General features: G+C 46.2%; 9 protein-coding genes and 1 other annotated feature. Of the genes, 7 read left to right on the top strand and 2 right to left on the bottom strand.

The window, feature by feature from the left end; all coding sequences use genetic code 11:
* Nucleotides 1-363: 363 nt before the first annotated feature.
* Complete coding sequence (locus ACQKMP_RS20890; RefSeq protein ID WP_427470805.1) at nt 364-1272, bottom strand: serine hydrolase domain-containing protein; 909 nt, start codon at nt 1270-1272, stop codon at nt 364-366.
* Nucleotides 1273-1673: 401 nt separating this feature from the next.
* Between ACQKMP_RS20890 and ACQKMP_RS20885 the strand changes: the two genes are divergently transcribed.
* The 4 genes from ACQKMP_RS20885 to ACQKMP_RS20870 all read left to right on the top strand — a co-directional run bounded on the left by ACQKMP_RS20885 (nt 1674) and on the right by ACQKMP_RS20870 (nt 9165).
* Entirely contained in the window at nt 1674-2687 is a 1014-nt protein-coding gene (locus ACQKMP_RS20885) for a LacI family DNA-binding transcriptional regulator (RefSeq protein WP_076120813.1), read from the top strand.
* Between the two features lie 123 nt (nt 2688-2810).
* Nucleotides 2811-3560: an alpha/beta hydrolase gene (locus tag ACQKMP_RS20880; protein ID WP_042191309.1), complete on the top strand. Its 750-nt coding sequence runs from the start codon at nt 2811-2813 to the stop codon at nt 3558-3560.
* 44 nt (nt 3561-3604) lie between these two features.
* Nucleotides 3605-5773, top strand: a complete 2169-nt coding sequence (gene bglX / locus ACQKMP_RS20875) for a beta-glucosidase BglX (protein ID WP_427470802.1) — start codon at nt 3605-3607, stop codon at nt 5771-5773.
* 47 nt (nt 5774-5820) lie between these two features.
* Nucleotides 5821-9165, top strand: a complete 3345-nt coding sequence (locus ACQKMP_RS20870) for a GH36-type glycosyl hydrolase domain-containing protein (protein WP_427470800.1) — start codon at nt 5821-5823, stop codon at nt 9163-9165.
* A gap of 54 nt (nt 9166-9219) precedes the next feature.
* Here the strand turns inward: ACQKMP_RS20870 and ACQKMP_RS20865 are convergent, their stop codons facing one another.
* Nucleotides 9220-11085: an arginine--tRNA ligase gene (locus ACQKMP_RS20865; protein ID WP_427470798.1), complete on the bottom strand. Its 1866-nt coding sequence runs from the start codon at nt 11083-11085 to the stop codon at nt 9220-9222.
* A gap of 40 nt (nt 11086-11125) precedes the next feature.
* Nucleotides 11126-11342 (bottom strand) — a binding site (T-box leader).
* A gap of 279 nt (nt 11343-11621) precedes the next feature.
* On the opposite strand from ACQKMP_RS20865, the gene ACQKMP_RS20860 reads away from it, so the two are divergent.
* From ACQKMP_RS20860 to ACQKMP_RS20850, 3 genes are all read left to right on the top strand, one after another.
* Nucleotides 11622-11981 carry a hypothetical protein gene (locus tag ACQKMP_RS20860; RefSeq protein ID WP_427470796.1) on the top strand — a complete coding sequence of 120 codons (360 nt, stop codon included), beginning with the start codon at nt 11622-11624 and terminating at the stop codon, nt 11979-11981.
* Between the two features lie 14 nt (nt 11982-11995).
* A complete protein-coding gene (locus ACQKMP_RS20855; protein WP_427470794.1) occupies nt 11996-14575 on the top strand; it encodes a beta strand repeat-containing protein in 2580 nt (859 codons plus the stop codon).
* A 380-nt stretch (nt 14576-14955) separates the two neighbouring features.
* Nucleotides 14956-15537: collagen-like triple helix repeat-containing protein (locus ACQKMP_RS20850; RefSeq protein ID WP_427470792.1), on the top strand; the 582-nt coding region annotated here is incomplete at its 3' end.

Genomic DNA, 15537 nt, shown 5'->3' with positions numbered 1-15537 from the left:
AAGTAACAGCCTTCCTTCGGGAAGGCTGTTTTTGCGTGCAGAGCATCCTCGCCAAAGTAAGTAAACTGAAGCTCTGATAGATAATTAGGGAAAATCTCCCTATAATTCAGAGCTTTCTGCTCAATAGACTAATAATTAGGGAAATCCTCCCTGTAATTTAACTAATTCGTTGACGAATATAGATATTCCCCCGATTTTTAGGGAGGATTTCCCTCTTTTCATTCATTTCAAGCAATTATCGGCTAAATACAGGGAGCTTTTCCCTAATTATACTAAAAGAAGGTGCCGAGAAAGTAGCCTTCACTACTTTCTCGGCACCTTGAGCCTTCCCGTGAGAAGGCTGTCTTGCATATGCCCCCACCGCTAAAGAAGCGGCCAGATCTCCTCCCAGACAGTGTCTAGAATAGCTTGCATATTATCTTCCATACTGTTAATAGCGATTACCACTTGTGCATCCGGTGCAATAATGCAGAATTGACCGTGAGCACCATCGGCACGATATGCATCGTGCGTGCACAGCCAGAATTGACAGCCGTACCCTTGGCCCCAATCACCAGCTCCGTTATTTTCGATCTGCTTTTGTGTAACAAAATCAATCCAATCTGCAGGAATAAGCTGCTGTCCCTGCCACACTCCTTTTTGCAAAAGAAGCTGTCCAAATCGGCTTAGTTCTTCCGTATTGATCTGAAGTCCGGCACAACCGAGGGTGATCCCTTGAGGTGCCGTTTCCCAATCGACGTTTTCTATGCCTAGTGGGGCAAAGAGACGGGGAATGAGGTAATCCTTTACGGTTTGTCCGACACGGGCCTGAACCATTGCAGAGATCATAATGGTATCCCCGCTGCTGTAGGTAAACTGTTCCCCCGGGGGTCTGTCTAAAGGTAGCGATAGATAATGTTGTATCCAATTTACATCCTTCAAGGCCAATCTTTCTTCAATCCAAAACGGTGGGGAATCATGCCCTGTACTCATACGTAGTAAATCGAACAAGGTCAACTCCCCAGGTTGCATGGAAGGAAGGGCCTCTTTATGAGCAAATGCATAATCTGGAAACACATCCTTAAGTGTTGTATTTAGTGATAGTTTTCCTTCTTCGATGGCTAGACCCACCGCCATGCATGTAAAAGATTTGCTGACCGAATGCTGCAAGCGCCGAATATCCTCTGCGAGATCCACTTTTCCCACTAACGTTCCATTTTGAAGCACACGAACATTGAACACATTCAATCCACGTTTGCGGATCTGGGCTTCGAAGAAAGTCATGTTTAACATAAAATGTAGCCCTCTCTCTCTTAGATTCCAAGCTGGGATTAGGAAGTTTGGTAGTCGAAATGATTGAAAATGATGTGGAAACGTTTCCTGTGACTGGATATTAAATAGCTAAATCGATGCTATTCTATTCTTATTTTAAAGTCAATGCAAGCAGAAAGACTACTAGTTAACGCCAAAACAATTAAAATTTAAAACGAATTTGAGATGCGAATCATTTTTAGTCAAAAATCATAGGTTGACTTCTAAAAAATATCTGTCCATAATGAACGTATTAAGCGATTTAGATACGAAAACAGTCAAAATGATGTCATGGGAAACGTTTCCCATCATTTCATGCGTTTCCACCAAGCTGATTTCATCAGGTGCAGGGGAGCTCATTATAGGGGTGAAACAGGGGAATTATGAATATCAAGGATATTGCAAGGCTATCAGGCGTTGGTATCGCCACGGTCTCCAGGGTAATTAATAACTCCGGTGTCGTAAGTGATGCAACCAGAGCTAAAGTAATGGCTGTTGTAAGAGAACATAATTACATTCCAAATGGAAATGCAAGCAATCTGAAGAAAACGCGTTCTAATACGATAGCACTTATGGTTAAGGGGATTGCAAATCCGTTTTTTGCAGACATGATCAAAGAAGTAGAGCGTCAAGTGAATCTGCGCGGCTGCCCGCTTCTGATCCAGCATGTTGAAGATGGAGTGGATGAGATCAATGCTGCTCTTCAGCTTGTGAAGGAAAAGAATTTATACGGGGTAATCTTTATGGGTGGTACATATGACCATTCTGAAGAAAAATTCAAACAATTGCCGATCCCATTCGTTTTGACTACCATCACGACTACGAAGGATGTTGATCCTGCCGTATTCTCTAGTGTGATCATTGATGATATGCAAGAGTCTTATAAAGCTGTGAGCTATCTAATTTCACTCGGACACCGGAACATTTGCTTTTTGGCCAGATTTCCTTTGGTTCAGCATACTACCGGAAACCGTCGTCTTATGGGTTATATTAAGGCGCTTGAGGATCATGGGATTGAGTATGATGCTTCCTTGGTAGAGGATTGTGAATACAGTCCAAGTTCTGGTTTTACGGCTACGAAAAGACTGCTTAATAAGAAAAAAGATATCACCGCTGTATTTGCCGCATCAGATACCATCGCTATCGGAGCTGCCAAGGCTTTATTGTCTTTGGGTCTATCGATTCCAAATGATATTTCGATCATCGGATTTGACGGTATAGAGATGGCAGAATACTATCACCCATCGCTGGATACGATTAGCCAACCTGGGGTGGATATGGCGAAAGCCAGTGTTGAAATTCTGTTTGACCTGATTTCGGGACAATCGGAGAACAAACATGTGGTATTCGAGTCTGTTTTGGTTAAGCGGGGATCTTGCAAGAAGATTAATAAATAAGCATAAACGCCTTTGGCGTCCTTATTAGGACGGTAAGCGTTTGAGCGAGAAATAGAAGGATAATTTATAGCGTAAGCATATAATTTCTTATATTTTAAAAAAGGTTCCGTAAGGAGATGACATATGGCACTTCTAACCGTTGAGACTGGTTCTCCTACCTTAAGAATGACAACGTCCATCAGTATCATCTCCCCCGTTGATTCGGGCAATACCACCGGAGGAACGCTCTATCTGTTACATGGTGCTGGCGACAATGCTAGCACATGGTACAGGTTGACCACCATTGAGCAGTATGCTAACAAGTATGGCTGTACAGTCATAATGCCTCAGGTAGGAAGAAGCTATTATACAGATATGGAGTATGGACTGGATTACTTCCACTATGTTACGCAAGAGCTTCCTGAGCTTTGTGGCCGAATGATGAGACTGGATGATGATCCGCAAAAGACGTATGTTGCCGGACTATCGATGGGCGGATATGGGGCGTTAAAATGTGCACTTACCTATCCTGAGCGCTACAGCAAAGTAGTTTCCTTATCAGGCGTTACAGATATTCAGAAAAGATTGAAAGACCCGCAAATGTCTTCGGATATGGCGAGGGAGATGGCAGGCACTTTCGGAAAACGCTTACAAGTTAAGCCGGATCAAGATCTGTATGCTTTAGCGGCTAAATTGGTCGACGATAAACGTAAGCTGCCTTCAATTTTGACCTGCTGTGGCTCGGAAGATCCATTTGTGGAGATGAACCGGGAATTTGCTTCTCATATGCAAGCGAGTCCCTATACATTTCAATATGTAGAGACTCCGGGAACACATGAATGGAGATTCTGGGAGGAGCATCTGAAGACAACTTTTGATTTCTTGTACAACTAAGAGCAATGAGCAATTGCAGAAAGAGATATTATGGAGGATTTGAGATGAAAGACCAGCAACTGACGTCCCTGTTGAACCAGATGACGCTTGAAGAGAAAATAGCACAATTGCAGCAGCTAGCTGCTAATTTCTATGAAGGAGCGGAAGAAGGAGGGCAAATCACTGGCCCTATGGCATCCATGGGGATTACGGATCACATGATTGAGAACAGTGGTTCAGTACTTGGACTTTCGGGCGCAGAGCAAGTCATTGCCGTCCAAGAAGCTCATTTACGTAAAAATAGATTGGGTATTCCACTGCTGATGATGGCGGATATCGTACATGGCTTTAAGACGATTTTTCCGGTGCCACTGGCGATTGGTTGCTCTTGGGATATGGAACGGGCGGAGCTAAGCGCTGAGATTGCTGCTAAAGAAGCGGCAGTATCTGGTGTACACGTTACTTTTGCACCTATGGCGGACCTTGTTCGGGACCCGCGTTGGGGAAGAGTGATGGAGTCTACCGGCGAAGATCCTTATTTGAATGGTAGGTTTGCCCGTGCATTTGTACGCGGGTTTCAGGGAAATGACTTGACGGGTGATGTAAGTCGTCTGGCGGCATGCGTTAAGCACTTTGCAGCCTATGGTCTATCCGAAGGCGGGCGGGATTATAATACGGTCGATTTATCAGAACGTCAGCTACGGGAATATTATCTGCCAGCCTATCGTGCAGCACTGGATGAGGGTGCAGAAATGGTTATGACTTCGTTCAACACGATTGACGGGATTCCAATAAGCGGAAACGTTAAGCTGCTTCGTCAGCTGCTGCGTGAGGAATGGGGATTTGACGGCGTGTTGATCTCGGATTGGGGCGCGGTGAAGGAACTGATCCCACATGGTGTCGCCGAGGATGAGGCTGAAGCAGCACTTAAAGCTATCAAAGCTAGCGTGGATATCGAGATGATGACAGAGTGTTATGTGCACCAACTGCCAGCTCTTGTAGCAGATGGGCAAGTGGATGAAAGTATCATTGATGAAGCCGTACTTCGTATTTTGAAATTGAAGCAAAGACTGGGCTTGTTTGAGAATCCGTTACGTGGGGCAGATATAGAGAAAGAGCGCGAGGTAATTTTCTGTGAGGCTCACCGGACAGCAGCGAGAGAATTAGCGGTTAAATCCTGCGTTCTACTGAAGAATGATCAGGTTCTGCCGCTTGCGACAGAGCAGCGGATTGCGCTAATCGGACCGTTTGCTAATAACGGAGATATTCTTGGACCATGGTCCTGGTTGGGTTCAACAGAAGAAGCTAGCCGTCTTGCTCCAGCTTTTGAAGCTCGTGCAGCTGCAGGTAAGGTTACCGTTGCAGAAGGCTCCGGGATTGAGAGCTTTACAGAAGAGCAATGGCTGGAGGCGAAAGCGGCAGCGCTGGAAGCCGATGTGATTGTGCTGGCGCTTGGAGAACATTCGGATATGAGCGGAGAAGCTGGAAGTCGTTCAGATATCCGCTTGCCGGAAGCGCAGCGTGAGCTTTTGCAACGTATGAAGACGCTGGGTAAGCCTGTTGTAGTGGTGTTGTTTAACGGACGCCCGCTGGATCTTAGTGGTGTGATCGAGAACGCGGATGCTATTCTGGAAGCCTGGTTCCCAGGAAGCGAGGGCGGCGCGGCGATTACCAGTCTACTGTATGGTGACGAGAATCCGTCAGGAAGATTAACGATGTCTTTCCCTGTATCTGTTGGGCAAATTCCGGTCTATTACAATCATTTCAACACTGGACGTCCTCTACATGCACCGGGTGCGGACAAGCGTTATGTCTCACAATATCTGGACATTCCTAATGAGCCGTTCCTGCCATTTGGCTTTGGTCTTAGCTATACGACATTTGGCTACAGTGAACCGATCCTTTCCGGTGAAATAATGACGAAGGATCAGCCTATTAAAGTAACTGTTACGGTGACTAATACGGGTAATGTACAAGGTGAAGAGGTAGTGCAGCTCTATATCCGAGACATTTCAGGAGAAGTTGTCAGACCAATGAAGGAACTGAAAGATTTTGCTAAGATCAGCCTCTCCCCGGGAGAAAGCCAGGAAGTGAGCTTTACGCTTACAGAAGAACAGCTTCGTTACTATCATAGCGACTTAAGCTTTAGCAGTGATCCGGGACAATTCAAATTGTTTGTGGGTCCAAATAGCCAAGAGGTTAAAGAACGCGATTTTCGCTTAACATTAGCTTAAGTAGAATATATACGACACAGGCTGTCGTAATAGAGGAGTGCAAGAATATGACTACTAATATGAATTCTAACATCCATTTAAACGCTGGAGACTTATCATTCACTTTTACAAACAGCGGGGACTTGTTCCAAGTTCTCCATGAACGGACAATGATCAATCAATTGCTGCCTAATATTGTGGATGGCTCCTTATCCAATCTATATTTACGTATTCATAGTAATGGAAGCATTCAAGCTGTTCCTTTGCTGGGCATTCATTCTTCAAGCACTGTACGTAAGGCTGGGAACCGCTTGGTTTGGGAAGGTACTGCGGAAAATATCGAGTATCAGGTTATTTTTACTCCGACGGCTCAAGGCGCTTGGTTCTGGGACGTGAAGCTTAAAGGGCAAGATGCAGATGTGGATCTCGTGTACGGACAAGATGTGGGTATTGCCGATATCGGTGCTGTTCGCAGTAATGAAGCCTATCTGTCACAGTATATTGACCACGCCGTATTCGAGGATCAGTCAAAGGGATATGTAGTATGTTCCAGACAGAATCAACCGCAAGGTGGCAAATTTCCATATCTACAACAGGGTTCAATCACTAAGGCAGCAAGCTTCTCAACAGATGGTTTCCAATTCTTTGGATTGTCTTATAAAGAGACCAATCAACCAGAAAGCCTGAGCCGTGAGCAATTAAGTAATGAAATCTATCAATATGAATTCGCTTATACTGCGCTGCAATCGGAGCGGGTGAAGCTGAGTGGGGAAGCCCGGTTTGTATTTTATGGATTGTTCAAGCAAGATCATCCAGAAGCGATTACCTCGTTAGAATTCACGAAGGATGTTGCTGCGGCTTGGGAAACGGTAAAAGAGTTGCCTTTAGAAGCTGAAGCACCGCTCGAGCGTTCTTTCTTGACAAAAGAGCTGGGAGCACCACTAGCTGCAAATTCTCTGACGAGCGAAGAGATCGAAGCCTTGTTCCCGGTTCGCTATCAAGAGGAAAAAGAGGGAGACCAGCTTCTGTCTTTCTTCACGGAAAATTATGAGCATGTTGTATTAAAAGAGAAGGAACTTAAGGTAGAGCGTCCTCATGGTCATATTCTAATGAGTGGGGATAATGCCCGACTTAACGATAAGGTAATCACTACGACTTCCTATATGTACGGAATATTTAACTCTCAAATCGTTATTGGCAATACCAATTTCAACAAGCTCATGACCAATGCCAGAAATGCAATTAACATTCCAAAGGCTTCGGGACAAAGAATCTATGTACAGTGGAATGGCGAATATCGCCTCTTGACCATGCCTTCATTGTTCGAGGTTGGTTTCAACTATGCCCGTTGGTATTACAGAACAGATGGCGAATGCTTTATTATTACGAACTACACTACTGCAGATTCTCCGGAGATATTCCTGAATGTGCGTACGGAAAGTGGAAAAGCTTATCGCTATCTAGTCACTAATCAAATCACTATGAACGTTAACGAATACGAGCTTCCATATCAATTCAAACAAGAAGAGGGAACCGTAACCTTCTCGGCTGATAGAAGTGCACTAAGTGCAGGAGAATATCCTGATCTGCAATATAAATTCCAGGTACAGGGAGCGGATTTCACTCTTCAAAATGAAGGTAGACTTGTCTCTCATCCTGACCAGTCAGATGCGCCGCTAGCTATTCTGGAACTGTCGGAGAGCAGTGAATGGACATTGAACATTCAAGGTCTTCTGGATGGTAAGGAGATTCAATCGAGCAGCCGTACAGCCGAAGAGGAGATTTCCGCATACCGCGAGTTCTACAGCGGGGTTATGAATGGCTTCCGCTTGACGTTAGGTGATGGGTCCGAAGGTGAGTTGTTTAAGGTAAATGCTCTAGCTTGGTGGTATACACATAATATGCTCGTCCATTATTCAGTCCCTCACGGATTGGAACAATACGGCGGCGCTGCTTGGGGAACCCGTGACGTGTGTCAGGGACCAGTGGAATACTTCATGGCTATGCAAAAATACGATCAGGTTCGCGAAATATTGCTGACCCTGTATGCTCATCAATATGAAGATGATGGTAACTGGCCACAGTGGTTCATGTTTGATAAATATACGAAGATTCAGCAAGAGGAGAGCCACGGAGATATTATTGTATGGCCACTCAAAGTGCTTGGAGACTATTTGGCGGTAACGCAAGACTACAGTATTTTGCAAGCGACTGTGCCTTATACTCGTAAGCATAGCTTTGATTTTACAGAGGAAAAAGCGACGCTGCTGGATCATGCACGGAAGGAAGTTGCTTATATTAAGAATCACTTCCTGCATGACACGCATTTGTCTTCTTACGGTGATGGTGACTGGGATGATACACTCCAACCGGCTAATCCACAGCTGAAGCAGTACATGGTTAGCAGCTGGACAGTGGCGCTTACCTATCAGACATTGAATCAGTTCTCAGAAGTGCTTCATAAAGTTGATCCAGCAGGTTCGGAAGAGCTGAAAGCGATGGTGGAGGGAATCCGTGAGGATTTCAACACACATATGCTCCAATCTGAGGTAATTCCCGGCTTCTTGTATATGGAAGACCCAGAGCAAGTGAAGCTTATGGTACATCCAAGCGATACGGAAACAGGGATCCAATACCGTCTGCTGCCAATGACGCGCAGTATGATCAGTGAGCTGCTGACACCAGAACAAGCTGAGGCGCACTATGAAGTAATCCAAGATAAACTGTTCTGTCCAGATGGCGTTCGTTTGATGAACCGTCCAGCTCAATATGTTGGCGGCGTAAGCACCCATTTCAAACGTGCGGAGCAAGCTTCTAACTTTGGTCGGGAAATTGGACTTCAATATGTACATGCACACATCCGTTATGTAGAAGCTATGGCTAAGCTAGGGAAAACCGATCAGGTCTGGAATGGCCTAGCGGCGATCAATCCGATCGGAATCCGCGACGTGGTGCCAAACGCTGAACTACGTCAAGCTAACTCTTATTTCAGTAGCTCGGATGGTAAATTTAACACCCGTTACGAGGCACAGGAGAATTTCGATAAACTGCGTAATGGTGACGTAGCGGTTAAAGGTGGCTGGAGAATCTATTCAAGCGGTCCTGGGATCTACATGAACCAGTTGATCTCTAATGCACTGGGGATCCGTACGGAAGGCGGAGATTTAATCGTCGATCCAATTCTGCCGGAGTCGCTGGACGGAATGCGCTTTAGCTTTGAATATGCAGGCACTAAGGTAGACTTTATTTATCACCTTACGGGCTCTGATAACAGTCGGATTACTGTTAACGGTACAGAAGTGCAAGCCGAAGGTACGCTTAATCGCTACCGTAGTGGTGGTATCCGTATCAAACGTGAGGACTTTGATCGTCTCTGCGTAGAAGCTGGAAATGTGATAGACATTTATAAGTAAGATAATAAAAAAAGGGCAATCTCCGCGATAAGCGTGGAGATTGCCCTTTTTGTACTACATACGGCTCGGTGTCGGTAACCCAAGTACCTCTAGCACTTCACCTAAAGTGTCCTTAAATCTCGAAGTGAGCCAGAGGCGGAACGCGATGGTAGCCTCCGCACCTTTTAAAATCGGACATATAGAATAGAAGTTATTGAAAAGTGTGGCTAAGGTATGCGCGTACGTGCAGAGTATATTCGGCGTCAATTCTATGCTGGCAGAATACAATGTCTCCTGCCAGAGGCTAAGCTGTCTCAGCAAAGCGAGCTCTGCTTTTTCCATTTCGAGTGGAAATTGAAGTTCTGAGCCATCTGTGCTGAATGGGATTGTAGATTTGCTCAAAACACTGCTGGCACGGGCATAGGTGTACATCAGATAAACCCCGGTATTACCGGATATTTCGGTAGCCTGTTTGAAATCAAACACGATTTCCGTTCCCAGGTTAAACCGCAGCAGATAATAACGAATAGCAGCAGCTGCAATTATATGGCTGGAAAGACCCTCTTTATCAGAGCGCGAATGTTCTATGTTCTGTTCCATAAGCTTTACTAAATCGCTCACCTTAACGCCGATTCCTTGGCGCCCGGACATGGCATAAGAAGATTTTCCTTCTGAAGTATCTATCCCCAGCTCAGCAGCAGAGGCCGGACTAAGAGAAACAACGCCATAACTTACATGATGGAGCTTCTCAGCCTGCTCGTTATATCCTAGTGCTCCTAAAGCCTGCTTAACCATTTGTTGCGGATATTCCTGTCTATAATCGATCACGTTAATAACACGGTCGGCATGTCCATAAGGCTCATGGGTTCCAGTTAAACCTGTGGTCCATAAACCAGACGAGAATTCACTGTAGGTGAAATCTTTGGATAGTAGACCGAATTTCCAGAGATGATAAGCAATGTCTTTGGCTGTATATGTCAAGATCCCATTCGAACGCACAAGCACCTTATCCATCTGATGATCCTCTGACTCCGCTCCACTGCTAACCTCTGTCCCTTGCTTTAGCACCCAACAGCCCGCAAGTTTGCCTTCAGTCTCCTGTACAAAAACTGCCGTTTGCTTCAATCGCTCAGATGCGGCTGTCCAGAATCCCTCTTTTAAAATATTGCTCTCCCACACCAGCAGGTCATAGTGAATACCAAAACGCTTCATTTCCGCTACATGTTCTCTCACAATACGTTCAGCGACTAAGTTGCCCAGCCACGCCTCATTACCATCACCCTGTTCAAGGGCATGCAGCATATCCGTGCGCTTGTGAGTGATCTCTGGATTCCGTGCATATTCTTTGTTCACTTTGGCATATAGATCCCAGCAATAATCACCGAAGCGTTGATGTTCCCCTTCTAAAGGTACATTTAATAAACCAACGACTGTATCTGCCAGCTGGTTGCCCAGATCATCCACGTAGTTATGGACCTCTACGGTATGTCCGGTTCTTTTCATGATTCTGACCAGCGCATCGCCGATGCAAGCATTTCTCAGATGACCTACATGAGCAGCTTTATTTGGATTGATTGAAGTGTGCTCTATGATGACCTTTTCCCTTGTGCTGTCAGGCAGATTAAAGGAATGTTTAGCCCACACCTGCCAATCCATATACAAATTAATAAATCCAGGAGCAGCTACTTCGACTCTTTGTAAAAGACCCGTGTACCTCTCTTGTAATTTAATTTCTGCTTTTACTAACTCTGCTATGACGAGAGGGGATTTACGCAGGAGTTTGGCTAGCTGCATAGCAATATTGCAGGAATAATCACCATGCTCTAGATTAGCTGGCTGTTCGATCAGAATTGCAACATCGTTTGGGTAGGCAACTTCTAAGGTGTGGAATACTTTTTTTACACTTTGTTCAATGCTGTTTTTGATGATTTGACTTAACATTTTATACCCTCCTTTGAAAATACAAAAAAGCCCTCGTCTCAAAAGAGACGAGGGCTTTAGCGCTCGCGGTACCACTCTCGTTGCTAAACAGATGTTTAGCCACCTTACAGGATAACGGTCTTTAGCCGGGACTTCCTACTTAGGTTCAGAAGTCCATCTCACGGGTGCGCTTCATTAGGTGATCTGTACCGGCTTGCACTTACCCGGCTCGCTGAGGACTAGAACACGTTAACTACTCTCCCGCTCATCGATGCTTGAATAATTTTTACCAGTATAACGAATATTTCGAAAAAAGCAATAGGGTGTTAGTTAGAAAACGTAGAAAATGCTTGAGTTTAAGATTGTCCGATTAGTAGATTACAAATTCAAAGAATAGAAGGTTGTCTTTTTTTGAGTGGCAATTCCTTTGCATAAATGTCCACACATTAACTTTGAATACAGAATATTACTATATAGAGCTATTAATTATGAACCATGTTACTAGTTTTATAGTTTTTTTATTTTTCAAACTGCAGCAGAAGAGAGGAGTGAAAAAGATGGCTTTATTCTCAACCGGACCTATAGATAATAGTCCAATTCTAGGGGTCAGACAGACACAAATCGTAACAGTAAAAGTAGTTAATCGTGATTCTCTTAATCCATATAATCTTGTTATTCAGGGATTTTTGCTAAATGGGTCAAGATCGATGTATGTGAATGAAATGATTAATCTCGCACCTAACCAAGTTCTAACTAGGAACTATTTTGCAGATTTAGATGCATTTGAATTTGAGTTTACGACATTAGAAGTTGTTGAAGCAGAGGTAGGGATCTCGGTCTGGGGAAAACAGGCTTCAGGGGAATTAGTAGAACCTCATCGTTTAGTAGCGTGGGAAAAACATGTAGGAATAATCTAAAGGAGTGTTGAGAATTGAGCTATTTATCTACTGGGCCGATAGATAATACCATGGTGGGAGGTATACGACCTACTCAACATGTTACGATCAAAATCGATAACCGAAGTGACGTTGTTTCTTCTACGGTTCTCGTTCAAGGATATTATATGAATGGGACAAGAACCATGTATGTTAGTCAGCTTGTTAATGTTATGCCTGATCAAGTTGTAACAACAGATTATTATGCGGATTTTGATGCATTTGAATTTATTTTTACGACTATAAGCCTAGTAGATGATCCAATTCAAATTTCAGTCTGGGGAAAAAATAGTGTGGGTCAAATTGTGGGTGCTCACCGACTAGTCCATTCTGAATTACTCGGAGCAACGGTAGGGGTAACTGGGGCAACAGGAGCAGATGGAGCGACTGGAGCAACAGGAGCAGACGGAGCAACTGGAGCAACGGGAGCAGACGGAGCGACTGGAGCAGCAGGAGCAACTGGAGCAACAGGAGCAACGGGAGCAGACGGAGCAACTGGAGCAACAGGAGCAGACGGAGCGACTGGAGCAACAGGAGCAGACGGAGCAACTGGAGCAACGGGAGCAGACGGAGCAGACGGAGCGACAGGAGCAACGGGAGCGACTGGAGCAACAGGAGCAACGGGAGCAGATGGAGCGACCGGAGCAACAGGAGCGCCCGGAGGAGCGACCGGGGCAACAGGAGCAGATGGAGCAACAGGAGCGACTGGTGCAACAGGAGCGGCTGGAGTGACAGGAGCAACAGGAGCCGATGGAGTGACTGGGGCAACGGGAGCAACAGGAGCAGATGGAGCGACTGGAGCAACTGGAGCAACTGGAGCAGCTGGAGCAACTGGAGCAACAGGGGCAGACGGAGCGACTGGAGCAACAGGAGCAGATGGAGTGACTGGAGCAACAGGAGCGGCAGGTGTAACTGGAGCAACGGGAGCGGATGGAGCCACTGGAGCAACAGGGGCAGATGGAGTGACTGGAGCAACAGGAGCGGCAGGTGTAACTGGAGCAACGGGAGCCGACGGAGTGACTGGAGCAACAGGGGCAACGGGAGCAGCTGGAGTGACTGGAGCAACAGGGGCAACGGGAGCAGCTGGAGTGACTGGAGCAACAGGGGCAGCTGGAGTGACTGGGGCAACCGGAGCAGTTGGAGCGACTGGTGCAACAGGAGCCGACGGGGTGACTGGAGCGACGGGAGCGGCAGGTGTAACTGGAGCAACAGGAGCGGCAGGTGTGACTGGAGCAACGGGAGCGGCTGGAGTGACCGGAGCAACAGGAGCAACAGGAGCAGCTGGAGTGACCGGAGCAACGGGAGCAGTTGGAGCGACTGGAGCAACAGGAGCAGCTGGAGCGACTGGAGCAACAGGGGCAGCTGGAGTGACCGGAGCAGTTGGAGCGACTGGTGCAACAGGAGCCGACGGAGTGACTGGAGCGACGGGAGCGGCAGGTGTAACTGGAGCAACAGGAGCGGCAGGTGTGACTGGAGCAACGGGAGCGGACGGAGTGACTGGAGCCACGGGGGCAGGAGTGACTGGAGCAACAGGAGCGGACGGAGTGACTGGAGCAACAGGAGCAGCTGGAGTGACCGGAGCAACGGGAGCAGTTGGAGCGACTGGAGCAACGGGAGCGGCTGGAGTGACCGGAGCAACCGGAGCAGCTGGAGTGACTGGAGCAACGGGAGCAGTTGGAGTGACTGGAGCGACAGGAGCCGACGGAGTGACTGGAGCAACAGGAGCCGATGGAGTGACCGGAGCAACGGGAGCAGTTGGAGCGACTGGAGCAACGGGAGCAGTTGGAGCGACTGGTGCAACCGGAGCAGTTGGAGCGACTGGTGCAACAGGAGCCGACGGAGTGACTGGAGCGACGGGAGCGGCAGGTGTAACTGGAGCAACAGGAGCGGCAGGTGTGACTGGAGCAACGGGAGCGGACGGAGTGACTGGAGCAACGGGGGCAGCTGGAGTGACTGGAGCAACAGGAGCGGACGGAGTGACTGGAGCAACGGGAGCAACGGGGGCAACTGGAGTAACTGGAGCAACCGGAGCGACTGGTGTAACGGGAGTAACAGGAATAACTGGTGTGACTGGAGCAACAGGGCCGAATATTCAAGCTGAGGGATTCTCAGCGTTCCTATCAGCTTTGTCAGTTTCTACTTCTTCCCAACTGACTGGATGGTCTGTGGCTTCTCCTTTCTATTCTGATCCTTCCTTTAACCCAATTACGGGAAATTACACAGTTCCGACAACGGGTAGATATTCTATTGAAGCGACCATTAACTATTCCACAACTGCCTCAATCTCAATTAGTCTTGGCAGTGGTATCAATCCAGCTTTCGTAGTTCAGAGAACTTCTCCTACTTCAACAAATCTGGTAAGTGGATTATTCCCTGTGTTGGATGTGAATGTTGCGCTTATTCTAGATTTGAGAGCTATTTTGGGAAGTGGGACTGTAACGCTGGTTGGAGAATTTGCACTAACAGCAGGTGATGTTATTGGCTTGTTCTATGTTTCTAATGGCTTGACGGTTCCTTTGAATCTGGGCGGTGCCAATACTTCGGGTATAGTTTGGTCTGTTCATGAATTGACGTAAATTTATCTCTGAGTTTGATTGTGAAAATAGAGGATGCTCAGTAGCCGTAAGGATGGCTTCCTGAGCTATCCTCTATTTTGTTAACGGGACAAGTTTTGGGCAGAACGGAATAATGCTCCTAAGAGTTACAAGCTATTGAATATTGATAGATTTATAGATTTTTCCAATAGCACTCAATATGTATAGTAGTAGCTTTTGATAGATGTCCACACATTAAAAAGAGAAAAGAATATTACTATTAAGAGCCGAAAATTTCCAACTGAAAAATATAATAGGCTCATTGTTAGCGAATTTAGAGTAGATCGGAGGAATGATTATAGTAACGCTACTATTTAGAATTTTTTCAGGCAATCTATTTAAAAATAAAAGGAGTTGATAACTTGAGTTATTTATCTACTGGACCTATAGAAAACAATCTGGTAAGCGGTGAAAGACCCACTCAGCTTGTTACTATTAAACTTGTTAATCAGAGTGATGTAACTGCGTCGTTGATTCAAGTCGAAGGATATTATATGAACGGTACAAGAACACTATATGTTAGTGAACTTCATACTGTGGGACCTAATGAAGTACTAACAAATGATTATTATGCAAATTTTGATTCATTCGAATTTTCATTTACAACACCAACTTTGATAGACGATCCAATTCAAGTCTCAGTTTGGGGAAAAAGCAGCACAGGTCAATTAGTGACTGCTCATCGGCTTGTCTACTCTGAATTGTATGGTGAAAATATAGGTTATTCAGGAGCCACTGGAGCCACCGGAGCCACCGGAGATACCGGAGCGACAGGAAGTACAGGTGCGACCGGAGCAGCAGGAAGCGCTGGAGTTACCGGAGCAACGGGAAGCGCAGGTGCAACAGGAGCAACGGGAAGCGCAGGTGCAACAGGAGCAACGGGAAGCGCAGGTGCAACAGGAGCAACGGGAAGCGCAGGTGCAACAGGAGCAACGGGAAGCGCA

This window comes from Paenibacillus sp. NPDC101420 (assembly GCF_050277435.1).
In the GTDB taxonomy this organism is placed as follows: domain Bacteria; phylum Bacillota; class Bacilli; order Paenibacillales; family Paenibacillaceae; genus Paenibacillus_AQ.
This window is presented reverse-complemented; position numbering and strand designations above follow the sequence as displayed.

Coding starts and splice junctions, on each gene's coding strand:
- ACQKMP_RS20890 (WP_427470805.1), bottom strand. CDS start 1,272: ATGTTAAACATGACTTTCTTCGAAGCCCAGATCCGCAAACGTGGATTG.
- ACQKMP_RS20885 (WP_076120813.1), top strand. CDS start 1,674: ATGAATATCAAGGATATTGCAAGGCTATCAGGCGTTGGTATCGCCACG.
- ACQKMP_RS20880 (WP_042191309.1), top strand. CDS start 2,811: ATGGCACTTCTAACCGTTGAGACTGGTTCTCCTACCTTAAGAATGACA.
- bglX (WP_427470802.1), top strand. CDS start 3,605: ATGAAAGACCAGCAACTGACGTCCCTGTTGAACCAGATGACGCTTGAA.
- ACQKMP_RS20870 (WP_427470800.1), top strand. CDS start 5,821: ATGACTACTAATATGAATTCTAACATCCATTTAAACGCTGGAGACTTA.
- ACQKMP_RS20865 (WP_427470798.1), bottom strand. CDS start 11,085: ATGTTAAGTCAAATCATCAAAAACAGCATTGAACAAAGTGTAAAAAAA.
- ACQKMP_RS20860 (WP_427470796.1), top strand. CDS start 11,622: ATGGCTTTATTCTCAACCGGACCTATAGATAATAGTCCAATTCTAGGG.